This is a genomic window from Delftia tsuruhatensis (assembly GCF_903815225.1).
GTDB lineage: Bacteria > Pseudomonadota > Gammaproteobacteria > Burkholderiales > Burkholderiaceae_C > Comamonas > Comamonas tsuruhatensis_A.
In genome coordinates this window covers 4,489,566-4,510,589 of record NZ_LR813084.1, presented here as the reverse complement: position 1 = coordinate 4,510,589, position 21,024 = coordinate 4,489,566, and the positions used below count along the sequence as shown (strand labels likewise).

At 65.5% G+C, this 21,024-nt stretch carries 20 protein-coding genes; 6 read left to right on the top strand and 14 right to left on the bottom strand.

Features of this window, described 5'->3' with window-relative positions:
• Positions 1 to 3: 3 nt before the first annotated feature.
• From brxC to L1Z78_RS20445, 14 genes are all read right to left on the bottom strand, one after another.
• Positions 4 to 3,663, bottom strand: a complete 3,660-nt coding sequence (gene brxC / locus L1Z78_RS20510) for a BREX system P-loop protein BrxC (RefSeq protein ID WP_234638190.1) — start codon at positions 3,661 to 3,663, stop codon at positions 4 to 6.
• Between the two features lie 18 nt (positions 3,664 to 3,681).
• Complete coding sequence (locus L1Z78_RS20505; RefSeq protein WP_234638189.1) at positions 3,682 to 4,254, bottom strand: BREX protein BrxB domain-containing protein; 573 nt, start codon at positions 4,252 to 4,254, stop codon at positions 3,682 to 3,684.
• Complete coding sequence (locus tag L1Z78_RS20500; protein ID WP_234638188.1) at positions 4,235 to 5,020, bottom strand: BrxA family protein; 786 nt, start codon at positions 5,018 to 5,020, stop codon at positions 4,235 to 4,237. The genes L1Z78_RS20505 and L1Z78_RS20500 overlap by 20 nt, the downstream gene beginning before the upstream one ends.
• Positions 5,020 to 5,517 carry a BrxE family protein gene (locus tag L1Z78_RS20495; RefSeq protein WP_234638187.1) on the bottom strand — a complete coding sequence of 166 codons (498 nt, stop codon included), beginning with the start codon at positions 5,515 to 5,517 and terminating at the stop codon, positions 5,020 to 5,022. Before L1Z78_RS20495 ends, L1Z78_RS20500 begins: the two co-directional genes overlap by 1 nt.
• Before the next feature lie 74 nt (positions 5,518 to 5,591).
• Positions 5,592 to 6,278 carry a hypothetical protein gene (locus L1Z78_RS20490; protein ID WP_234638186.1) on the bottom strand — a complete coding sequence of 229 codons (687 nt, stop codon included), beginning with the start codon at positions 6,276 to 6,278 and terminating at the stop codon, positions 5,592 to 5,594.
• Positions 6,265 to 6,813, bottom strand: coding sequence for a hypothetical protein (locus tag L1Z78_RS20485; protein ID WP_234638185.1), 549 nt, complete (start codon positions 6,811 to 6,813; stop codon positions 6,265 to 6,267). The genes L1Z78_RS20490 and L1Z78_RS20485 overlap by 14 nt, the downstream gene beginning before the upstream one ends.
• A gap of 451 nt (positions 6,814 to 7,264) precedes the next feature.
• Positions 7,265 to 8,458 carry a DNA glycosylase AlkZ-like family protein gene (locus L1Z78_RS20480; protein ID WP_234638184.1) on the bottom strand — a complete coding sequence of 398 codons (1,194 nt, stop codon included), beginning with the start codon at positions 8,456 to 8,458 and terminating at the stop codon, positions 7,265 to 7,267.
• Between the two features lie 50 nt (positions 8,459 to 8,508).
• Entirely contained in the window at positions 8,509 to 9,225 is a 717-nt protein-coding gene (gene arsH / locus L1Z78_RS20475) for an arsenical resistance protein ArsH (protein WP_267966988.1), read from the bottom strand.
• Positions 9,212 to 9,643 (bottom strand): arsenate reductase (glutaredoxin), encoded by a 432-nt coding sequence (gene arsC / locus L1Z78_RS20470; RefSeq protein ID WP_234638183.1) that lies wholly within the window; start codon positions 9,641 to 9,643, stop codon positions 9,212 to 9,214. The genes arsH and arsC overlap by 14 nt, the downstream gene beginning before the upstream one ends.
• Positions 9,644 to 9,666: 23 nt before the next feature.
• The gene (locus L1Z78_RS20465; protein WP_234638182.1) at positions 9,667 to 10,956 is read right to left on the bottom strand and encodes an arsenic transporter; all 1,290 of its coding nucleotides are present in this window, start codon (positions 10,954 to 10,956) and stop codon (positions 9,667 to 9,669) included.
• Positions 10,957 to 11,013: 57 nt separating this feature from the next.
• Positions 11,014 to 11,520 carry an arsenate reductase ArsC gene (locus L1Z78_RS20460; RefSeq protein WP_234638181.1) on the bottom strand — a complete coding sequence of 169 codons (507 nt, stop codon included), beginning with the start codon at positions 11,518 to 11,520 and terminating at the stop codon, positions 11,014 to 11,016.
• 6 nt (positions 11,521 to 11,526) lie between these two features.
• Positions 11,527 to 12,015: an ArsI/CadI family heavy metal resistance metalloenzyme gene (locus L1Z78_RS20455; RefSeq protein WP_234638180.1), complete on the bottom strand. Its 489-nt coding sequence runs from the start codon at positions 12,013 to 12,015 to the stop codon at positions 11,527 to 11,529.
• A 12-nt stretch (positions 12,016 to 12,027) separates the two neighbouring features.
• The gene (locus tag L1Z78_RS20450; RefSeq protein WP_234638179.1) at positions 12,028 to 12,351 is read right to left on the bottom strand and encodes an ArsR/SmtB family transcription factor; all 324 of its coding nucleotides are present in this window, start codon (positions 12,349 to 12,351) and stop codon (positions 12,028 to 12,030) included.
• Positions 12,352 to 12,502: 151 nt separating this feature from the next.
• Positions 12,503 to 13,480: a LysR substrate-binding domain-containing protein gene (locus L1Z78_RS20445; protein WP_234638178.1), complete on the bottom strand. Its 978-nt coding sequence runs from the start codon at positions 13,478 to 13,480 to the stop codon at positions 12,503 to 12,505.
• Between the two features lie 123 nt (positions 13,481 to 13,603).
• Between L1Z78_RS20445 and L1Z78_RS20440 the strand changes: the two genes are divergently transcribed.
• The 6 genes from L1Z78_RS20440 (at position 13,604) to L1Z78_RS20415 (ending at position 21,016) form a co-directional block, all read left to right on the top strand.
• Positions 13,604 to 14,839, top strand: coding sequence for a metal-dependent hydrolase family protein (locus tag L1Z78_RS20440; protein WP_234638177.1), 1,236 nt, complete (start codon positions 13,604 to 13,606; stop codon positions 14,837 to 14,839).
• A 34-nt stretch (positions 14,840 to 14,873) separates the two neighbouring features.
• Positions 14,874 to 16,235 (top strand): MFS transporter, encoded by a 1,362-nt coding sequence (locus tag L1Z78_RS20435; protein ID WP_234638176.1) that lies wholly within the window; start codon positions 14,874 to 14,876, stop codon positions 16,233 to 16,235.
• Complete coding sequence (locus tag L1Z78_RS20430; protein WP_234638175.1) at positions 16,232 to 16,777, top strand: GAF domain-containing protein; 546 nt, start codon at positions 16,232 to 16,234, stop codon at positions 16,775 to 16,777. Before L1Z78_RS20435 ends, L1Z78_RS20430 begins: the two co-directional genes overlap by 4 nt.
• Positions 16,778 to 16,932: 155 nt before the next feature.
• Positions 16,933 to 17,451 carry a sigma-70 family RNA polymerase sigma factor gene (locus L1Z78_RS20425; protein ID WP_234642226.1) on the top strand — a complete coding sequence of 173 codons (519 nt, stop codon included), beginning with the start codon at positions 16,933 to 16,935 and terminating at the stop codon, positions 17,449 to 17,451.
• A 2-nt stretch (positions 17,452 to 17,453) separates the two neighbouring features.
• Complete coding sequence (locus tag L1Z78_RS20420; protein WP_234638174.1) at positions 17,454 to 18,452, top strand: FecR family protein; 999 nt, start codon at positions 17,454 to 17,456, stop codon at positions 18,450 to 18,452.
• A gap of 104 nt (positions 18,453 to 18,556) precedes the next feature.
• Complete coding sequence (locus tag L1Z78_RS20415; RefSeq protein ID WP_234638173.1) at positions 18,557 to 21,016, top strand: TonB-dependent siderophore receptor; 2,460 nt, start codon at positions 18,557 to 18,559, stop codon at positions 21,014 to 21,016.
• Positions 21,017 to 21,024: the final 8 nt, after the last annotated feature.

The window sequence follows — 21,024 nt, the reverse complement described above, 5'->3', positions numbered from 1 at the left end:
CGCTCAGTCTTCCAGCTTCAGGTCTAGCTCGAAGGCGTGCGCAAAGTGCAGCTCGCTGCGCACGCGTTGCAGCTCTTTGATCAGGCTGTCCAAATCGGCCAGGGTGGTGATGTGACCGCGGGCCGTGACGTGGCGCTTGACGGCAGGCTTGGGCTTGTCTTCATTCTTCTCGCCGTCTTTCGTTTCTGGGACCTTGACGTCCATCTCGGCCTTCATGCGGGCTTGCACGCGTTCACGGCCGAGACGCTCGATGCGAGCTTTGACGTCTTGCGCCTGGCTGAAGATGACGGCGTCTTGGTTGACCAGGGTACGCAGGCCCGCAGCGTCGGGGTTGGCTTGCAGGGCCAAGGCCTCCAGGCTGGCCAGCAGCTCTTGCTGTTCTTGCTGGGTCAGTTCGGCCCACTCGGGCACACGCTGCACATCGGCGGCCACTTGCTTCAGGCGCTCGGCCTGGGCGGCTTGCTGGGCCAGTGCGGCGTCACGGACGCGACTACGCATGGCCGTCAGGCGGCTGCTCAGGTCGGCCGCGGCGCGGTAGGCGTCGTCTTGGGCCAGTTGGGCGTCCAACTGGGCCAGCGGCTCGTCCAAGTCAGCTTTTAGCGCGGCGGAAACTCCGGTGTTGGGCAGGCTGTCCACCAGGGTGCGCAGCTCGCGCAGGTCGCGCAGCGTGGCTTCCAGGCCTTGTTCCAGCGCATGGCGCAGGTCGGCAGCCCACTTCAGGCTGGCGTACAGGGGGCTTTCGGGCTTGCCCAGCCGTTGGGGGGCGTCTGATGCGTCCGTCAGCAGCACATCGGCTAGTTCGTGGCCCAGGCTGTCCAGGCGGTCTTCACCCGGCAGGCCCAGGCTCTTGAGTTTTTCGCCCAGCGGGGCGTAGCGCCGCTGCAGACCGGGGAAGAGGCGGATGGTGGCCTTGCTGATGTCGTCTTCCAGTGGCACCACGAGCTCGCCGCTCAGGTCGGTGAGCCGGTCGGCGGCCAAAGCCAGCATGTGCATCGAGGGCTTGTCTTCGCGCAGCGACAGGCCCACGTTCTTGAAGCTGTTATTGGTCTTCAGCGCGTCCACGGCCTGCTGGCCGTTAACGGTGACCTCGCGGCCCGCCACTTTCAGCTTTACCTCGCCGGCCACCAGCAACGCGGCCACCAGGTAGCGCAGCGTGTCGGGCGACCAGCCGAAGGGGGCATCGGCAAAGCGGTCGGACAGGCTCTTGCCTTCGATCAGGCCCATGCGCTCGATGGTGTCGCGGATGCTGACCAGGGCCTTGTGGTCCACCTTGATCGAGGGCTTGCCGGCCTTGACCTGAACCAGACCCAACGGGTCGATCGCCGAGGTGATGGCGGCCAGGTTGCCTGCACGCAAGAAACGTTCTGCGGTGTCGGTGGCCACACGCACGGGGGCTTCGGCGTAGCGGTCAAACACCTGCTCGGCCACGCCGCCCAGGTGCTTGCGGGCGGCGTCCAGCAGCTCGGGTGCGGCCGATTCCACCGCCTGCACCTGGCCGCGGAAGATGAACGAGCCTTGCAGCAGGCTGCGGCGGATGAGGCGCTGCAGTTCGCCTTCCAGGCGGCCGGCGCGGTCCAACTGGCCGTTGCAGTAGTCCTTGACCTCTTGGTCGGGGTCATTGCGGTGCTTGTTGGCTATTTCGCGGCAGCGGTAGATGTCAGCCGTGAGTTCGTCGATCTCGGGCGTGGTGCGACCGATAAGGAAGACCTGGAACTTGGCGGAGGCCTGGCGCGATTCGTCTTGCAGGTGGGTGCGGGTGGCCTCGTACTCTTTGGGTTCGGTCAGCTCCACCAGGGTTTGGATGGGGTTGCGGTCGCCGGCCAACGGGGTGGGCAGGCCGCCGGGGCCTTGGGCCTTGAGCCCGGTTTGCACGGCCAGCGAGCCGTTGAGCTGGGTGCTGGGTAGCGGGGCGTAGACCTCGGTGAGCGCGGCGTTGGCAATGCGCTTGAGCTCCACGGCGCGCAGCGGGATCTGGCTGCGCTCTTGCTCGACATTGTTGAGCTTCTCGCTGAAGAAGCGCAGCTGGCCGTCTTGCTCGCCAAAGGGCACAAAGCGGTCGGTGATCAGCTCTTCAATGGCGCGGTTTACCTCGTCGGCTCGACCGGCCAGGGTGACGCCGTCGTGCATCAGGCCGGCCACGTTCTGCCGGGTGACGGGCAGGTTGCCCAGGATTTGCAGCACGGCCACCGTCTTGGCGACCTGGTGGTGCAGTGGCGAGGTGGCGAAGCGGTTGCGGCAAACCTCTTGCACGGGCTTGTGCAGGTTGGGGAAGGCGCGCTGGATGTCTTTCTCCAGCGCATCAAACAGCGTAGCGGTGGTGGCCAACCAGCCCATGGCCTGGTCCGCCACAGCGGTGCGGGTGCCATCGCTTTCGATCAGGATGTCCTGGATGACCTTGATAGCCGAGCGCAGGCCGATGCCGCCCGTGGAGCGCGCCAACGCGCCCAGCAGGTGCAGCAGGATGTCGAAGTGCGCAGGCAGGAAAGGGTAGAGGTCGACGAAGGTCTTGCGGTCGAAGTCGGCCCCAAATGCACGGGCGTCTTCCAGCTTGGTGTTGTGGCGCAGGGCCTGGCCATGTTGATCGAACAAGGCGCCAAGCGCATCTGCTCCTTGGGGTGACTTGCCGAGCAGGCGCGTGAAGCAGATTTCCTTGATGTCGTTGGCTTCCAGGTCGATCTGGATTGGGAAGCGGTCTTTCAGTTTGAAGAGCTGGGGTGAATTGAGTGCGGCGCGGGGATCGTCTTCGGTCAGTGTTTGCTGGGCAGTGCCGATGATCCAGACCTTGCCGCCGCCCAAGGCTTTGAGGTTCTTGGACAGGCCGTCCAGGTTCAGTATGAGGTTCTGGCGGGAGCCGACGTATTGACCCACCTCATCGATGATGAAGATGATGTAGTCCTTGCCCGAGGCTTCACGGGCAATTGCCAACATCTCTTTGACGCGGTCGTTCTCGAAGACGACCACATCACTGGTTTCGGTGGTGAACGACGACTCGCTTTTGAACAGCAGGGGGTACAGCTGATGGGCGATGCCGGGTACCAGGCTGTCAACGACCAGATCGTCATCGCGGTACTGGGACCAGGGCTCGCCCCCTGTGGCCTCCTCGAACAGCTTCAAGAACTCGTCGTAGCGACCCTCACGACGCAGACGGCGTTCCAGGGCAGCGACCTTGAGGTTGCGCGAATAGCCTGCCCATTGCAGCACCTTGTAGAACAGCACCGTGGAGACTTCCTCCATGGTGGCGCCGGCCAGTTGCTCACTGGCCAGGTCGAGCAGCAACACGGCCGCTGGGAAGCGCTTGGCGACAGTGCTGAGCAGTTGGCGGGTGGTCGTGCGCTTCAGGCGGTCTTGCAAATGCTGCCGGAAGTGCACGCCGTCGATCTGAATTCGATCGTCGAATGCCAGGCCGAGATACTTGGTGAACGAGCTCTTGCCCGAGCCATAGAAGCCCGAAACCCAAACGCCCACCTCGTTCTCGCCGCCGGCGTCCATGGCAGCCTGCATCTTGAGCAGCAGCTTGTTGAACTGCTCATCGATGCTATCGGTAACGACGTATTCGGAGACTTCCTTCTTCAGTCGCTCTTCCTGCGAGACACCGTAGGCAATGACCTTCTCGATGCTGCGGTAGATGTCTTTGGACGGATCAAAAAGCTGCTTGATATTCATAACTTAGATTGCTCAGATTCAGCCGCCAACATGGACCGATCGGTAGTTGCCGTCCTCGGGGTAAAAGCCGAGGAACTTCAGACGGGTCTTGCCGGTGCGCACACCGGGGTACAGGAACACTGTGGGCACATGGAACTTGCCCTGCAGTTGGCCCTCGATGACACCGATGCGCATGTAGGGGTGCAGGGCCTCCAGGTCTGTGACCAGAAGGATGGACTTGGGCTTGCCTTCCAGCTCGGTTAGGCGCGCTTCCAGACGCTGCTGCAGCGCGCCGGTGGCCACAGCATTGGCGAGCGACTTGTTGGTCTTCTCCCAGGACTGAGGGGCCTTCTGGTCAGCGGCCACCCAGATCTTTCGCATGGGGGCGTTGGCCAGAATCTCAGCCACTTCTTTGGAGATGGAGAAAGTGTGAACGTCCCAGCCTTCATTGGCCAGGCGGCTTTCCCAAGCGGCATGACGGCGCTTCACGTCCAAGATCTGCTCTGGGTGGAAGACCAGGTAGAAGATGGGTTCGAAGCTGGCGTGACCGAACTCGCGCCCATGCTTGACGCGTTCGATCAACTCGTTGAAATCATGATCGAGCGAGGACATCGATCAACTCCCCTTTGGTTTTGTAGGTCCAGCCGATGTGCACCACATCGCCGGCGGCCTGAAGGATCAGGTAGCCCTGCAGCGAGAGCCGCTTGAAGACGTCGCGCACATCGTTGGGCTGAAGGCCGAGCAGCAGCCAGTCTTCATGCGCGACGATCTGGTTATCGGCCAGGCCCTGGAACTTGAGGTCGTAGGCCAGGTAGGCCGCGACGCGGTCTTGAACACGAAGCGCCTGGATCTTTCGCGGGCCGCGGATGTTCTTGGTCAGCAGCTCGTAGTCGGCGCAGCAACTGAGCAGGTAGTTGCACATCCGGCGGATGGTGCTGTCTGACCAAGGCTTTCGAGTTTGGCCAGCGCGGATACCAGCGAGCACAAACTCCTTTGTGTCTTCCGACGTCAGGCCGTCGCGACCAGATGCGTATCTCGGCCAGTAGAGGTGCGTCAGAAAGTCCCTCAGGATCAAGTTCGCGCGAGCGGTGTAAAGCAACAGCAACTGCAGAAGCTCAGAGCGGCTGAGGTGCTCTGCAAGTCGTTTCAACAGTTGTGCAGCGTCGGGTTCGCGCAGATAGCGCGGAGCGAAGCACTCAATGACCACATTGCGAAGCCGGCGGGCTGTGACACGCGAGAAGAGGCCAGACTCAAGTGCTTTGGCCAGCAATGCCTGCGGCTCCATTCCTGGTTCATGAAGTGACAGTAGCAGGCGGGTCTCTTCGACCAAGCCTGCACCGGCTTGCAGCTGGGTTGTATAAAAGTGAGGTGGGACCACTAGCCCTCCCGCACGAATGGAAACGCCTTAATGCCCCGGCGAAACGCGTCGACATACACGCCCGCGAGTGATCGCAACAACGCTTCGACTTCATCGTAGAAGTCGCCCGACATCACTTGTGCGCCTTCGGTTGCAGTGCACGGCACAGCAAGAGTTTCAAGGCGCGCCAGTGCCACCTCGCACGATGTCAAGTGCTGACGAAGCTGCTCGACGAACTGGGCGTCGGCCATTGCTGCTGCCACGCCCTGCTCGAGCACTTCAGGAAGACGAAAAAGGTGATGCGTTCGGCCAACGCCGATGGCCTCATCGTGGAGGTGTGCGGCCGCGGCCGTGGCGCCATTGCACTGAGCCTGAAACCCGGTGCGTGCGAAAACGGGCGCGAGGAATGCTGATGCGCGTGGCCCAAAAAACTGGCTGGAGAACCAGGCGGCCTGCTGTTCAGTCAGGTATCCGACGAGGACTCGAGTCTCTGCCGCAGATTGGAAAGTTCGGATCATTTTTCTAATGTTCTGGAGAACGTATCACAGCCGTGTGTTGCTAGGTGCCACGTGCTTTGAGTGCTGATCAGTCCTCATCGCCGACACATAGCCTTGATGCGCTGCGTAACCAGATCAGCCCGTTCTGGCTCAGCAAGCATGCCTGGCAGAACGTTCGCAAAGTTCGGATCTGACAGGAGTCCGTTGAAAGCATCACCTACGGCATGCTGGATCTCGGCAGGGGCCGTAGACAACTCGTTTGCCAACTCCTCGCGCCCGTCGACGATGTTAAGCACGTCTTCGATATCGTGGCTGCTCAAGTAGTCGCCACCCCCACGGCCGGCGAAGGCTTCCAGCTTTGTGGCCACGAAGCCTACTGCGCTGACTAGCCGAATAGTGATGCCAGTTCCCAAGTCCGTAGGCTCGGCGGTTTCGACCGCATACGGGTACCAGCGGTTTGAGAACCCGAGCACCTCCGGCTCCACTGGCATTAGGTCCAACAACATGCCAGAGTCCTTATGCACCCAGCGGCAGATCACTTCGCTGGTCACGTCGCGGGCAAAGCCGCGCTGCGCCACCGCTTCCTCTATCCGGTAGAACATGGTTCGGCTGGCGTTCACCACTGCATCGACGTCGCGGGTGGCACGCACGGGGTCGGCTAGAGGGTCGGTCACCAGCAGGCCGGCGACGGCCCCGCCGACGAACACCACCTGTTCACGTAGGTTGCCCAGTGCCTCAGCGATCTGGCGCAGTTGTGGCAGATTCGGGTCATCTGCTCGCATCGGGCGCCTCACTGTGTGTTTGCATTAATTCGGCCTCCAGTAGTTTGGCGGCCAGCCCGCGCTCGCGAGCCCGACCGATGCGTAAGGCATCGAGCAACGCCAGCAGGCGATGCAGCGATGGATCGGCCAGAGCAGCTTGCGGAGCCGTGCGATAAAGCGGTGGAAGCGTCGGCCCTTTTGCTTTGCCCTCGGGATGCGCCCATACAGGCGCCTCGCCTGGTGCGGCTGTCAACTGGCTGGCCAGCGGTTCCGCACCGAATGCAGTTGGAACGCCGCGTTTTACTGGTCCGGCAGCGGCCGGCCAGATGTAGCGCACGCCGTGCAACATGAACTCCAGCAGGTTTGGCCGAATCGGCGACCATTCGGCCCGGGACGCCGCCACGGCAAGTCCTGATGCCACGGCGCGCTTCACGCTGGCATGAGCCTCGGAGGAGCTCATGCTCAGAGCATCACCCAGCGCGACGTACGTCCATCGCTGGGGCGGGTGGGCTGCCACCTTCAGCAATACAAGCAGGTCTTGCGGTTTGAGGTCCATTTGCGGAGATATTCGCTATTCGTGAATTGCGAATATCTCCGATCGGTGTGCTTTTGTCAAGCACCGCACGGGTCATTGGCCGCTGCGGGCCACTGACTCGGCTCGAGACTATCGGCTGAAGTCAGGAGTAGCCACCAAAGGGGACTAAGAGGGGACTGAATCATGCCGTCAATGCGGTAACTCGTTATCCCTAAATGAGAAAAAAGTCACTCAATGGTGCTGCTGCATCATCGGCGTGTGCGCCGACAGATCAGGGGCCGGGGAGGGCTGGGTGCTTTGCGAAAGGTCGCTCATTGGCTTGGGAATCAACGGTTTGCGGCGGCGCTGCGGGCGCCGGCAAGGCCTTGGCCCCTGGCGCGAGGCCGCGGGAAGGCGCAGGTGTTCTTGTGTCGAGCCTGCCGCCCCGGACGCTTGCATTCAGCCAAGGGCACGGCGGCGGGCAAAGGTCACATTATCGACCAGGCGGGATCGGGGCTGGCGCCATGGGGGAAGTTTCCGGCACCGAGGGGCAGGTGACGTGGCACGCTGGTGCAGGCAGTGTCCCGTCTCGACGCGGAACGAGAAACTGCTGCATGCGCATCACTTCCTCATCGAGGGCATTGCGGAAGGCGGCGTCCTGGGGCGCCGCACCTGCGACATAGCCGAACGCAGGCTCCGGCCGGCCTTCGCGGGCGGTCACGTTGGCCCAGCCGATCACATGGCCTTGCCAGAGCATGGGCAGCGCGTAGTAGCCGAACTGGCGCTGGGCCGGGGGCGTGTAGGCCTCGAACCGGTATGTCCAGTCCCAGAGCAGCGTGAAGCGGCGCCGGTCCCAGACCACGGGGTCGAACGGGGCAAGCAGCCGCAGCCGGCCGTCGATGGCGTGGCGGCGCGAGCGCGGGTTTTCGTCGGAGGGCCAGTACCAGGTGGTGCCATCGATGCGGCAACTGGCCAGGTGCTCGCGTGCCAGCCGCAGCGCGGCCTGGGTCTGCTCGGCCAGATGGGGGGCGCCGTAGGCTAGCAGCCGCACCAGGTAGGTCAGGCTGGCGGCCGGCAGCGGCGCGTACTTGCGTACCACCAGATCGATCAGGGCGGCCGCGCGCCGGGCGCTGGCGGCGGGGCCATCGTCCGTCGGCGGATGCGTCACCGCCTCGTAGGCGCGCGTGCCGCTGTCGCGCCGTTGCACGCGCAGCAGGCCGCGGTAGTGCATGCCGTCCAGCAACTGCGTGCTGGCGTTGCTGGCCCCTCCCCAGTAGTTCTGCACCCGTCCGTGCGCGAAATGCTGTTCGACCTCGCGGGGATGGACCGCACCGCGTTCGCGCACGAAGGCCAGCACGTCCGTGGCCTTGCGCTCGGTCTCGGCATCCCAGGCCTTTCTGGCCCGGCGTGGATGCATCAGCGCCAGGTGCTCGCGCGGCAGGAAGCCGTAGTTGACCAGGCAGTCCTCGTCAATCGCCAGGCGTGGGTAGCGGCGCTCCAGGTCGCCGGCGCGGTAGTCCTTGACACGGTGGCGCAGCGTCAGGTCCTGTGCCCGCGCCGGGGCACGGATGGGGTCGGCCTGCACGAAACCCAGGCGCTGGATGGCCGCAGGCAGGGTGGTCGGCGTGAACAGGCTGCGTGCCACCGCGTAGCGGCGCAGGTCTTCAAGGCTGGGTTCGGTCGGCATGGATTCATTGGAGCACAGGCCTGCCGTCGATGCGCCCGCCGGCTGCTGCGCTAGATGCTGCCCTGGCCGACCCGCCGCGACAGCGCCTCGGCACTCTCGCGACGCTCGCTGTACCGGTCCACCAGATAGTCGGCGCAGTCGCGCGTCAGCAGGGTGAACTTGACCAGTTCCTCCATCACGTCCACCACGCGTTCGTAGTAGGGGGAGGGCTTCATGCGGCCGGCTTCGTCGAACTCCTGGTAGGCCTTGGCCACCGACGACTGGTTGGGAATGGTGAGCATGCGCATCCAGCGGCCCAGCACGCGCATCTGGTTGACGGCGTTGAAGGACTGCGAGCCGCCCGAGACCTGCATCACGGCCAGGGTCTTGCCCTGGGTGGGGCGCACGGCGCCGACGGAAAGCGGAATCCAGTCGATCTGGGCCTTGAGGATGCTGGTCATGGCGCCGTGGCGCTCGGGCGAGGTCCAGACCATGCCTTCGGCCCACTGCGCCAGCGCGTGCAGCTCACGGACCTTGGGGTGGCTCTCCGGCGCCGCGTCGGGCAGGGGCAGGCCGTGCGGGTCGAAGATGCGGGGCTCGGCGCCCATGTGGCGCAGCAGCCGCGCGGCTTCCTCGGTCAGCAGCCGGCTGTAGGAGCGCTCGCGCACCGAGCCGTACAGCAGCAGGATGCGGGGCGCGTGCGTGGCCCGTGCCTGCGGCAGCAGCCGCGCCAGGCTGGGGACGGCGAACGATTGCGGGCCCAGGTTCGGCAAGTCAGTGCTTGGCAACACGTCGTCCTTTCGCGTCGATGACGGCTTCGCCGTCTTCCTTGGAGAAAGCCCCTTGCTGGGGGCGTGGCAGGATGTCCAGCACGGCCTCGGACGGCCGGCACAGGCGCGTGCCCAGCGGCGTCACCACGATGGGGCGGTTGATGAGGATGGGGTGCTGGAGCATGAAGTCGATCAGCTGGGCATCGCTCCACTTCGGATCGCCCAGGCCCAGCGCGTCATACGGCGTGCCCTTGTGCCGCAGGACCTCGCGCACGGGCATGCCCAGGTCGGCCAGCAGTCGCTCCAGGGTGGCGCGGTCGGGCGGGGTCTTGAGGTACTCGATGACGGCGGGCTCCTCGCCGCTGTTGCGGATCAGGGCCAGCACGTTGCGCGAGGTGCCGCAGGCGGGGTTGTGGTAGATGGTGATGGTGCTCATGGCGGGGTCCATGCAGGGGGGATTCAGGCGAAGATGCTCAGGCGCAGTGCCAGGGTGGCAAGGGTGATGAGCAGCACGGGGACCGTCAGCACCGTGCCGACCTTGAAGTAGTAGCCCCATCCGATCGTCGTGCCTTTCCTGGCGAGGACATGCAGCCACAGCAGCGTGGCGAGGCTGCCGATGGGCGTGATCTTGGGGCCCAGGTCGCAGCCGATCACGTTGGCGTACACCATGGCTTCCTTGACCACGCCGCTGGCGCTGGAGGCGTCGATGGACAGCGCGCCCACCAGCACGGTCGGCATGTTGTTCATCACGGACGACAGCAGGGCCGAGAGCACGCCCGTGCCGATGGCCGCGCCCCAGACGCCGCCCTGGGCAAAGCGGTCCAGCAGCGCGGCGAGGTAGGTGGTCAGCCCGGCGTTGCGCAATCCGTAGACCACCAGGTACATGCCCAGCGAGAACACCACGATCTGCCACGGCGCGCCCCACAGTACCTTGCGGGTGGCGATGGCCTTGCCGCGTGCCGCCACGGCCAGCAGCAGGACCGCGCCCGCGGCCGCGACCGCGCTGACCGGCACGCCCAGCGGCTCCAGGCCGAAGAAGCCGATCAGCAGCAGGGCCAGGACCACCCAGCCCGCGCGAAAGGTCGCCGGGTCGCGGATCGCGTCGGCAGGGCGCCTGAGCCGGGCCAGCTCATAGGAGGCGGGAATGCTGCGCCGGAAGAACAGCATCAGCATGGCCAGGCTGGCCAGCACCGAGGCGATGTTGACCGGCACCATGACCGAGGCGTATTCCCCAAAGCCGATCCTGAAGAAGTCGGCCGAGACGATGTTGACCAGGTTGGAGACGATCAGCGGCAGGCTGGCGGTGTCGGCGATGAAGCCCGCCGCCATGACGAAGGCCAGCGTGGCGGCCGGCGAAAAGCCCAGCGCCGCGAGCATGGCCATCACGATGGGGGTGAGGATCAGCGCGGCGCCGTCGTTGGCGAACAGGGCGGACACGGCCGCGCCCAGCAGCACGATGAAGGCGAACAGCCTGGTGCCTCGCCCTCCGCCCCAGCGTGCGAAGTGCAGCGCTGCCCATTCGAAGAAGCCGGCCTCATCGAGCAGCAGGCTGATGAGGATGACCGCTACAAAGGTGGCGGTCGCATTCCATACGATGTTCCAGACCACTGGAATGTCGGACAGATGCACCACACCGGCAAGCAGGGCGACGATGGCGCCCAGCGAGGCACTCCAGCCAATGCCCAGGCCGCGCGGCTGCCAGATGACCAAAACAAGGGTGAAGACGAAGATCAGGACGGCCGTGAGCATGGTGCTGGGGGGACTTGGGTTGCAGAGAGTGCACCTTCGTGGACGAAGGCGGGGCGGTCAGTGGGAGGCCAGATCGCGTGCGGTGCCCTGTAGACCTGCCTTTTCCAGCTTGTCGTCGGGCAGGTTGACCAGCAATTCCAGCCGACGACGCATCATGTGCAGGGTCTGGCGGAAGGCTTTGAGCTTGACCTCTTCGGGCGCATCGCCTTCCGAGGGATCGGCGTAGCCCCAATGGGCGGTGGCGGGGTGGCCGGGCCAGATAGGGCAGACCTCGCCGGCGGCGTTGTCGCAGACGGTGATGATCAGGTCCATCTGTGGCGCGTCGGGTGCCGCGAATTCGTCCCAGCTCTTGCTGCGCAGGCCCTCCACAGGTACGCCGGCACGTTGCAGAACCTGCAAGCCCAAGGGATTGGGTTGCTGGTTCGCGCGGGGGCTGCTGCCGGCCGAGTACGCCTTGAAGCGTCCCTTGCCCATATCGTTGAGCAAAGCCTCGGCCAGGATGCTGCGCGCCGAATTGTGGGTGCACAGGAACAGGACATTCAAGGGGAGGATGGAATCGGACATGGTGGCTCAGCAGCAGGACTTGGAGGAGGCGGGACGGGGCGCGCAGCAGGCGGATGCAGCCGCCTGGCGCGGTGCCGGTGGCGTACAGCAGGCGCCGGCTTCGACGGCTGCCGTCGCGGCTTCGTGGAACACGGGAATGTTCTCCAGCGAATGAAAGTGCTCCCAGGCAATGCCCTGCGGGTCGGTGATCCAGTGCTTGTCGCTGCGCGCGTAGCAGCAGGTGGTGGTGCCTTCGTCGAGCATCGCCAGCTCCGCAGCCCTGGCGCGGGCCTTGAGGGCGTCCAATTCCTCGGCCTCATCCACCTGAAGACCCAGGTGGTCCAGGCCGGCTTTCTTGCCGCGCGTCGAGATGGCGAAGTTCACCCGAGGCTCGTCCAGCATCCATTTCGCGTAGTCGCTTTCCACGCGGGCGGGCTCGGCGCCAAACAGTTGGGAATAGAACGCGATGTTCTTGGCCAGATCATCGACGTGCATATGGACATGGAAGCGTTTCATCGTGGATTCCGTTCAGCAGTTGCAGGAGGCTGCATCCGTCGTGGCGCAGGCCGCGCCCTGGCAGCAGTTTTCGGTCAGGTAGGCCAGCAGGTCGTTCATGGCGGGAAAGGCCGCCCGGTACAGCACGTTGCGACCCTGGCGTTCCTGGCTCACCAGCTCGGCATGGGACAGCTCCTTCAGGTGGAAGGACAGCGCATTGGGCGCAATGCCCAGTTGCCCGGCCAGCGTACCGGGCGTCAGCCCCTCGGGGCCGGCGACGACCAGGGCGCGGAACACGCGCAGGCGCGCTTCGTGGGCGAGGGCGGAGAGGGAGCGGATGGCCTGGGCTTCTTGCATTCTTCGATGATACAACAAATGTTGAAATATTGAATATTGATGGAGGCAGGGCGCCGGCGTGGCTGCCTTTTGCCGTGCAGATCCGGCACCACGGCACCACGGCACCACGGCACCGCGCGTTGCGAGTCCGGCGACGCGGCGATGCGCTGCCCTACGCCGTGATGGTCGCGCTCTGTCTGCAATAGCGGCACTGTGGCGTCTGTGTGGGCTCTTCTGGCGTGGGGTGCTGCGCCGAGGGGATGTGGCAGCACTCATGGTGCAGCCACTCGCCAAATCGCCGGTAGCTGTCCATATTGCTGCGATGGTTGGGTGCACAAAGATAGTAGCCGAGAGGACTTTCGAAGCGCTGCTCGAAAGGCTCTATCAATTGCCCACTCATCAATTTATCCTGTACCAGACAGGACGGGACCAGTGCAATACCAAAACCGGAAACGGCTGCCTGAATGATCAGGGTGAAAAGGTTGAAGGCAGGCCCGATACGGGCATCTTTGTATTCGCCTGCATAGTTGATAAACCAGTCCTCCCAGGCCGATGGGATTTCATTGTGCTGTAGCAGCGTGCATCGTTTCAGATCCGGAAAATGCTTGACCGCCAGGCGATTCCTGTATTCAGGCGAGCATACGACACTGGTTTCCTTGCCAATAAGATAGGTGGCCTCTGCAATGGCCCAGTCTCCGTAGCCGTACTGGATGGAGGCGTCATGGTCCGGGCCGGCTTCCATGGCGTCTATCGTGTGATAGCGCACGAAGTTGATGGAGATGTCCGGATTGAGCAACCTGAACGCCGCCAGCCGGCTGAGCAGCCAGTTGGCAGCGAAGGTGGGGGCCACGGACAGGTTGAGCAGGTGCGTGTGCCTGGCGGTGGACATCACCTGTGTCGTGGCGCTTTCCAGCGCATGCAGGGCAGGCCGCACCTGCTTGAGAAAATGTTCACCGATCTGGGTCAATGCCAGGCCGTTGCGCGATCGGATGAAAAGCGGGTGCCCCAGGTAGGTTTCCAGCTCGGCGATATGCCTGCTGATTGCACTTTGCGTCACGAACAACTCTTTTGCCGCTTTGGAGAACGACAGTTGCCGCGCCGAAACGATGAAAGCGTTCAGTTCCGAGATGGTGGGGCAACGTCTTCGCATGGTACGTATGAGTATGGCTCATGGGGGTAGAAGTAGATGGGAAGGATGTTGGCCTGAAACACCAAGCATGACGTAGTGCATCTCGCTAGATTTGCTGCCATGGAGGCAACTATGGATAAAAAGATGCAATCGATCATTATTCGAAATGCCCGGATTTTGGATACTCGAAATCTCCGGCTGGATTCTACGCAGGCTGTCCTGATTCAGGCGGGCGTCATCGAGAAAATCGGTGGCGCCGACCTGTCCTGCGAAGGCGCGCTGGAGATCGACGCCAGGGGCATGACCCTGATGCCCGGCCTGATCGACTGCCACGTGCACGTCATGGCCTCGTCCTTCGATCTGGGCGCGGTCGCCCGCATGCCCAACGCACTGGCGCTGCTGCGCGCCGTGCCGATCATGAAGGGCATGCTGGACCGTGGCTTTACCTCGGTGCGCGATGCCGGCGGCGCCGACTGGGCCCTGGCCGAGGCGGTGAAGACGCGGCAGTTGGTCGGGCCGCGCCTGTTCTGTGCCGGCAAGGCCTTGTCCCAGACCGGGGGACATGGGGATTTCCGCGGCCGCAACGACACGCTGGAAGACCCCTGCGCCTGTGCCTACAAGCTCGGCAACATCGCACGCGTGGTGGATGGCGTGGACGACTGCCGCAAGGCGGTGCGCGAGGAAATCCTGAAAGGCGCGTCTCAGATCAAGGTCATGGCCTCCGGCGGCGTGGCCTCGCCCAACGATCCCATCGTCCATCTGGGTTTCTCCGAGGCCGAGCTGCGCGCCATCGTGGAGGAAGCGGACAACGCCAACACCTATGTCATGGCCCATGCCTACACGCCCAAGGCCATTGCGCGGGCCGTGCACTGCGGTGTGCGCACGATCGAGCACGGCAACCTGGTGGACGAGTCGTCCGCACGGTTGATGAGGGAAAAGGGCGCCTTCATGGTGCCCACGCTCATCACCTACGAAGGCCTGGCCAACGACGGCCCCAGGTACGGGCTGCCGCCCGAGTCCGTGCGCAAGATCGCGCAGGTGCGCAAGCATGGCCTGCAGGCCCTGAAGGTGCTGGACGAGGCCGGCGTGAAGATGGGCTATGGCACCGACCTGCTGGGCGAGACGCACCACATGCAGTCGGACGAACTGCTCTTGCGCGCCAGGGTGCTGGGCAATGCCAAGACCCTCCAGCAGGCGACGCTGATCGGTGCCGAGATCCTGAATCACGCAGGCCTGCTGGGTGAGGTCGTTGAGAACGCCTGGGCCGACCTGCTGCTGGTCGACGGCAATCCGCTCGACGACATTGCCCTGTTGACCCGGCACGACACGGCGATCAAGCTGGTCATGCAGGACGGCGTCATCCACAAGAACGGCCTCTGAGCGGCGTTCAATTCATCGTCCCTGGGAGGAATCCATGTACACCGTCTCGGAACGCCTGGAGCGGCTGCCATTCAGCCGGTTTCACTTCACACTGCTTGTCATCGGTGGCCTGGGGCTGGCCTTCGAGGCGCTGGATGCCGGAATCATCGCCTTCATACTGCCCTCCCTGCGTGAGCAATGGGGGCTGACCGGCGCGCAGGCCGGCTGGATCGCCAGCAGCACCTATGTCGGTTTCCTGGTGGGGGCGCTGCTGTCGGGGCTGCTGGGTGACCGCTTCGGCCGCAAGGTGGTGATGATGTGGGCGCTGGTGCTGTTTTGCGTCGCCACCTTCATCAATGCCTTTGCGACGAATTTCCACGAGTTCTACATCCTGCGCATGACCGCCGGCGCAGGCATGGGGGCCGAGGGTGCGATTGTCGCGCCCTACCTGGCCGAATTCGTCGGCAGCCGCTATCGCGGGCGCTTCACGGGGGCGTTGGCCGGCTTCTTTTCCTTCGGCTTCGTGCTTTCCGCCGTGCTCGGTTACCTCGTCGTGCCGACAGGCCCCGATGGCTGGCGCTATCTCATGGTCATCGCGGCATTGCCGGTTTTTTTCCTGCTGTGGATGAGGCGCTCACTGCTGGAGTCGCCACGCTGGCTGGAGCAGGTGGGGCGTGTTGCCGAGGCGGGACAGGTGTGCGATGCCATCGAGGCCCAGGTCAGGGCATCGACCGGCCAGCCATTGGCCGAGCCCAGGAAACTCCCCCACCCGGTGGTGCCGGACCCTGCCAATGCGCGACGCAGTTTCCTGGGTCAGCTGGCGCAGCTGCTGAAGCCACGGTATCTCGGCACCACCCTCGTGGTCTGGGTGTTCTGGATGGCCGTCATCTTTTGCTACTACGCCTTCCTGGTCTGGATTCCCAGCCTGCTGGTCGCCAAGGGCTTTACCGTGACCAAGAGCTTTTCGTTCACGATCCTGATTTACCTGGCGCAGATTCCCGGCTACTACACGGCTGCCTATCTGAACGACAGGATAGGTCGCAAATACACCATCCTGGCGTACATGCTGGTGTCGTGCCTGGCCGCGCTGGGCCTGGCTTTTGCGGCGGGCGACACGCAGATCGTCGCCTGCAGCATGCTGCTGTCCTTCGGCATCAATGGCGTCGTTGCGGGCCAGTACACCTATACGGCCGAGATCTACCCCACATCGATCCGGGCCACCGGCATGGGGGCGGCCTCGGCAATGGCCCGCATCGGCTCGATCGCCTCGCCCACCATTGTCGGAGCCGCGTATCCGGTGCTGGGTTTTGGCGGGGTGTTCGTCATGATCACCTCGGTTCTCCTCATCGGAGGCTTGGGCATCCTTTTCTTCGGCAAGGACATGCGGGGCGTGGCTTTGGAAGGCATCAACGAATGAACGGCGAGCATGCTTGGGCGAGCCTGGCCCGGGCCGCCCAGGCCTTGGGCCGGGCGCAGGGCGATGAGGCCCGATGGTCCGAGATTTCGCGCTTGGCCAATGCCGTCCTTGGCTACCGCCTGCTGACCGGCCTGGTGTACCTGCAAGAGCTGCGCCTCATGCGCCGCATTTTCTCGACCGATGCGCGGGTGAGCCCGCCGGGCGGCTTCAAGGCCACAGGCAAAGGGCCGTGGTCGGCCAGGGTCCTGGACCAGGGGCTGCCCTATATCGGCAGCGACGAGAACGACCTGCGCACCGTTTTCTCGGAGGCCGAGTGGCTGATCGGGCATGGCCTGCACTCCGTGCTGAATCTGCCCATCTGGTTTGACGGCCAGGTCATCGGCTCGCTCAACCTGCTGCACCATCGGCATGCCTACGATGGCGCCGACGAGCGGCTGATCCAATCGGTATCGGGCCTTTGCACATCGGCGTTCCTGCAGGAAAAAGAGCGTGCCCTGGCAGCTGCCGAGTCGCTGGACCGGTCGGGGCTGCAGAGCGTCTGAGGGCCGGGCGCGCTGCGGGGCGCGCGGGCAGTGCCTGGGCGCTTGCGTGGTCCGTCGGCTGCGGCAATGGCGAATGTTGGAATGCAAACCATTCCTATTCGCGGCGGATAGAATACCGCCCCATCATGTCCGTGCCCCACACGCCCCCCGACCCCATGCTCCAGGTCCATCAGCTGTACGTGGGCCACCACACCTGGCTGCTGTCGCGCCTGAAGGCGCGGCTGCGCGACACGGCCGAGGCGCAGGACGTGGCGTCCGAGACCTTCGTGCGCGTGGTGGCCGCGCGTGCGGCGGGGCCGGTGCACGAGCCGCGCGCCTTCCTGACCACCATCGCCAAGCGCCTGCTGTTCACGCTGTGGCGCCGCCGTGAGCTGGAGCGCGCCTACCTGGAGACGCTGGCCCTGCAGCCCGAGGCGCTGGCACCCTCGCCGGAGGAGCGTGCCGTGCTGCTGGAGACGCTGGAGCACATCGCCCAGGCGCTGGACGGCCTGCCGCTGAAGGCGCGCCAGGCCTTTTTGCTGAGCCAGCTCGATGGCCTGACCTACCAGGCGATCGCGGACCGGCTGGAGATTTCCGTGAGCACCGTGCGCCGCCACATGGCGGAAGGCTTTCGGCGCATTGCGGTGGCGCTGGCGCAGCAGCAGGCCGGCATCGCTGCCGCGCGCGGGCGCTGAGCATGGCGGCAGTGCAAGGCGCGGCCCTCGATGCCGCGACCGAAGCGGCCGTGGGCTGGCTGGTGACGCTGAACTCCGGCGAAGTCAGCGCCAGCGAGCGCCAGGGCTTCGAGCACTGGCTGCAGGCCGATGCCCGCCACCGTTCGGCCTGGGAGCAACTGCACGGCCCGCTGCAGCAGATGCTGTCGCCGCTGCGGCCTGGCACGGCGGGACGGATGGGCGAAGCCATGAGCGAGGCGATGGGCCGGGCCGAGGCCCGCGCCCGCCGGCGGCGCAGCCTGCTGCGCGGCGCGCTGGGCCTGGGCGGCATGGCCCTGGGCGCCGGCTTCGTGGCCCACCGGCATGCCCCCATCCACCAATGGACCGCCGACCTGCGCACCGGCACGGGGGAACGGTGCGAATTCGCGCTGCCCGATGGCAGCACGGTCACGCTGGATGCGCGTTCGGCCGCCGACCTGGATTTCAGCGGCGGCCGGCGCAACGTCTTTCTTCGCCAGGGCGCAGTGCTCGCGCATGCCGCTCCACGGGCCTGGGTGGTGGGACAAGGCGGCGACGCCTTCACCGTGCGCACGGCCCATGGCCGGGTCAGGGCGCTGGGCACGCGCTTCGTGGTGCGCCAGGACGCGGACAGCACCCTGGTCAGCATGCTGGAGCACAGCGTGCGCATCACCACGACCGAGGGCCACAGCCAGGTGCTGCAGCAGGGCCGCAGTGCGCGCTTCGGCCGCGCAGGCATCGCCGAGGATCCGACCGACCCCGCGACGGCCTCGGCCTGGCAGCGCGGCATGCTGGAGGCCCATGACCTGCCGCTGGGCGAGGTGGTGCAGGCGCTGCGCCCCTATCGCGCGGGTTTCATCCGCGTGGCGCCACGCGCGGCGGCCCTGCATGTCTACGGCACCTTCTCGCTGGACGACACGGACCGCGCCCTGGCGGCGCTGGCCGAGACGCTGCCCATCGCCGTCAAGGTCTACCAGCGCGGCTGGCTGGTGACCATCGAGTGACAGCGGCATGCCCGCGCAAAAAGATGAACACTTTTTGCGGCAGGTTCGACAAGCCTTGGAAACCTGGCTCCCAGGCCCTTCCCAATCCCTTGTCTAGAAACCGCATGCTGCTTCCTTGCCCATTGCCCCTGCGCACCCTGGCCGCCGCCGCCGCCCTGGCCTGCGCGCTGGGCGCCCACGCCCAGACTGCCTCTACCGCGCCCGCTGCCGCCGCCGCATCGGCCCTGCGCAGCTATGACCTGCCGGCCCAGCCGCTGGGCAGTGCCCTGGCGCGCATAGGCGCCGACAGCGGCCAGCAGATCAGCATCGACGCCGAACTGGTGCGCGGCATCAGCGCCCCCGCCGTGCGCGGCAGCTACACGCCCGAGCAGGCCGCGCGCGCCGCCCTGCAAGGCAGCGGCCTGGAGCTGGTGCGCACGGGCTCGGGCAACTGGGGGCTGCGCACGGCACCTGCCGCGCCCGCCACCCCGGCCCGGGCCGCAGGCACCGCCACGGCGGACGGCCGGGCCCTGGCCGAGGTGCGCGTCACGGCGCAGGCCATCGTCAGCCCCACGACCGAGCAGACCGGCTCCTACACCACGCGCGCGCTGAGCATCGGCAAGCTGGAGCAATCCATCCGCGAGACACCCCAGTCGGTGACCGTGGTCACGCGCCAGCAGATGGACGACCAGAACCTGTCCAGCGTCGAGGACGTGATCGCCCGGACCACGGGCACCTCCAAGTCCCAGCGCAACTACGGCGCGCATGTCTACATGCTGCGCGGCTACGAGATCCCCGATGCCAACTACCTGCTCGACGGCGTGGCCGGCGGCACCTACAGCCCCACGGGCTGGGTGCCCATGGACACGGCCATCCTCGACCGCGTGGAGGTGCTGCGCGGCGCGGGCGCCCTGGTGGTGGGCGCGGGCGACCCCAGCGGCGTGGTCAACATGGTGCGCAAGCGCCCGCGCGCCGAAAAGCACTTCGAGTTCGCGCAGAGCATCGGCTCCTGGCGCAATTTCCGCACCGAGATCGACGGGGGCGGCGCGCTCAACGAGGCCGGCACGGTGCGTGGCCGCGTGGTGGCCGCCTACACCGACCGCCACGGCTTCATCGACCTGGTGCACTCCAGGTCGCCCATGCTCTACGGCGTGATCGACGCCGACCTGGGCGCGGGCACCAAGGCCACGGCCGGCTACCGCCACCAGCGCTCGGACATCGACGGCTACAGCATCTTCGGCCTGCCCAGCTATTCCAGCGGGGCCTCGCTGGGCCTGCCGCGCTCCACCTCGCTGGGCCAGCGCTGGAACCGGCACGAAGCCCAGGTTGACGACGTGTTCGGCGAGGTCGAGCACCGCATGGGCGGCGACTGGGTGGCCAGGCTCACGCTCAACCGCAGCAAGACCACCATCGACCAGAAGCTGGGCTCGGCGCGCGGCGCCATCGACCCCGTCACGCTGCAGGGCCTGCGCTACGCGGGCAACGACTTCATCGCGCGCGACATCCATGCCACGGGGCTGGATGCCGGCGTCACGGGGAGCTTCCAGGCGCTGGGCGGCACGCACAAGCTCATGTTCGGCACGAGCTGGACGCTGCAGAAGGTGCTCACGCAGACCGCGTCCTCGGGCCAGATCGTGCCGCTGGACATCTTCGACTTCGACCATTCCCGCTTCCCCGAGCCCGATGCGCCCGCCTATGACCATGGCCTCAGGGAGCGCCGCCAGCAGCTGGGCCTGTACGGCAGCGGCCGCTTCGAGCTGGCCGAACGCCTGCACCTGCACCTGGGCGGGCGCCTGAACTGGCACCAATTCCGCTCCAGCGACTACTTCACGGGCGCGCTGACCAACGACTATCGCCAGAATGCGCAGTTCACACCCTATGCGGGCGTGGTCTACGACATCGACCCGCGCTGGTCGGTTTACGCCAGCTACACCAGCACCTTCGTGCCGCAGTCGCAGTACGCCAGCGTGGACGGCAGCCGCCTCAAGCCCGCCGTGGGCGGCAACTACGAGGCCGGCATCAAGGGCGAGCTGTTCGAGCGCAGGCTCAACCTGGCGTTCTCGGTGTTCGACATCAAGAAGCGCGACGTGGCCGTGCAGGACTTCGTCAACGAAGGCCGCTGCCCCGGCGTGACCACCAACGACTGCTACCGCAACGCCCGTGTGCTGCGCAGCAAGGGGTTCGACGCCGAGATCGGGGGCGAGCTGGCACGCGGCTGGCAGGTGGCGGGCGGCTACACCTGGCTGAACACGCGCGACGACGAAGGCAGCCCGCTGAGCAGCGACACCCCGCGCAGCCTGCTGCGCCTGTCCACCAGCTACCGGCTGCCCGGCGAATGGTCGGCCTGGACCGTGGGCGCCAACCTCGGCGCGCAAAGCCATGCGCGCGTGGACAACGTGCAAAACCCCGGCCATGCCGTGCTGGACCTGCGCGCCTCCTACCGCATCAACCGCCAGTGGACGGCCGCGCTCAACGTCGGCAACGTGACCGACAGGACCTACTGGGCGGCCATCGGCGGCGCGCGCAATGGCTCCTACTACGGCATGCCGCGCAATGCAACGCTCACTTTGAGGGGGACTTTCTGAGATGAGCC

Bases quoted from the DNA above. Each gene is read 5' to 3' on its own strand.
- brxC (WP_234638190.1), bottom strand. From the start codon at position 3,663: ATGAATATCAAGCAGCTTTTTGATCCGTCCAAAGACATCTACCGCAGC.
- L1Z78_RS20505 (WP_234638189.1), bottom strand. From the start codon at position 4,254: ATGTCCTCGCTCGATCATGATTTCAACGAGTTGATCGAACGCGTCAAG.
- L1Z78_RS20495 (WP_234638187.1), bottom strand. From the start codon at position 5,517: ATGATCCGAACTTTCCAATCTGCGGCAGAGACTCGAGTCCTCGTCGGA.
- L1Z78_RS20490 (WP_234638186.1), bottom strand. From the start codon at position 6,278: ATGCGAGCAGATGACCCGAATCTGCCACAACTGCGCCAGATCGCTGAG.
- L1Z78_RS20485 (WP_234638185.1), bottom strand. From the start codon at position 6,813: ATGGACCTCAAACCGCAAGACCTGCTTGTATTGCTGAAGGTGGCAGCC.
- L1Z78_RS20480 (WP_234638184.1), bottom strand. From the start codon at position 8,458: ATGCCGACCGAACCCAGCCTTGAAGACCTGCGCCGCTACGCGGTGGCA.
- arsC (WP_234638183.1), bottom strand. From the start codon at position 9,643: ATGAGCACCATCACCATCTACCACAACCCCGCCTGCGGCACCTCGCGC.
- L1Z78_RS20465 (WP_234638182.1), bottom strand. From the start codon at position 10,956: ATGCTCACGGCCGTCCTGATCTTCGTCTTCACCCTTGTTTTGGTCATC.
- L1Z78_RS20460 (WP_234638181.1), bottom strand. From the start codon at position 11,520: ATGTCCGATTCCATCCTCCCCTTGAATGTCCTGTTCCTGTGCACCCAC.
- L1Z78_RS20455 (WP_234638180.1), bottom strand. From the start codon at position 12,015: ATGAAACGCTTCCATGTCCATATGCACGTCGATGATCTGGCCAAGAAC.
- L1Z78_RS20450 (WP_234638179.1), bottom strand. From the start codon at position 12,351: ATGCAAGAAGCCCAGGCCATCCGCTCCCTCTCCGCCCTCGCCCACGAA.
- L1Z78_RS20445 (WP_234638178.1), bottom strand. From the start codon at position 13,480: ATGCGAAGACGTTGCCCCACCATCTCGGAACTGAACGCTTTCATCGTT.
- L1Z78_RS20440 (WP_234638177.1), top strand. From the start codon at position 13,604: ATGCAATCGATCATTATTCGAAATGCCCGGATTTTGGATACTCGAAAT.
- L1Z78_RS20435 (WP_234638176.1), top strand. From the start codon at position 14,874: ATGTACACCGTCTCGGAACGCCTGGAGCGGCTGCCATTCAGCCGGTTT.
- L1Z78_RS20430 (WP_234638175.1), top strand. From the start codon at position 16,232: ATGAACGGCGAGCATGCTTGGGCGAGCCTGGCCCGGGCCGCCCAGGCC.
- L1Z78_RS20425 (WP_234642226.1), top strand. From the start codon at position 16,933: ATGCTCCAGGTCCATCAGCTGTACGTGGGCCACCACACCTGGCTGCTG.
- L1Z78_RS20420 (WP_234638174.1), top strand. From the start codon at position 17,454: ATGGCGGCAGTGCAAGGCGCGGCCCTCGATGCCGCGACCGAAGCGGCC.
- L1Z78_RS20415 (WP_234638173.1), top strand. From the start codon at position 18,557: ATGCTGCTTCCTTGCCCATTGCCCCTGCGCACCCTGGCCGCCGCCGCC.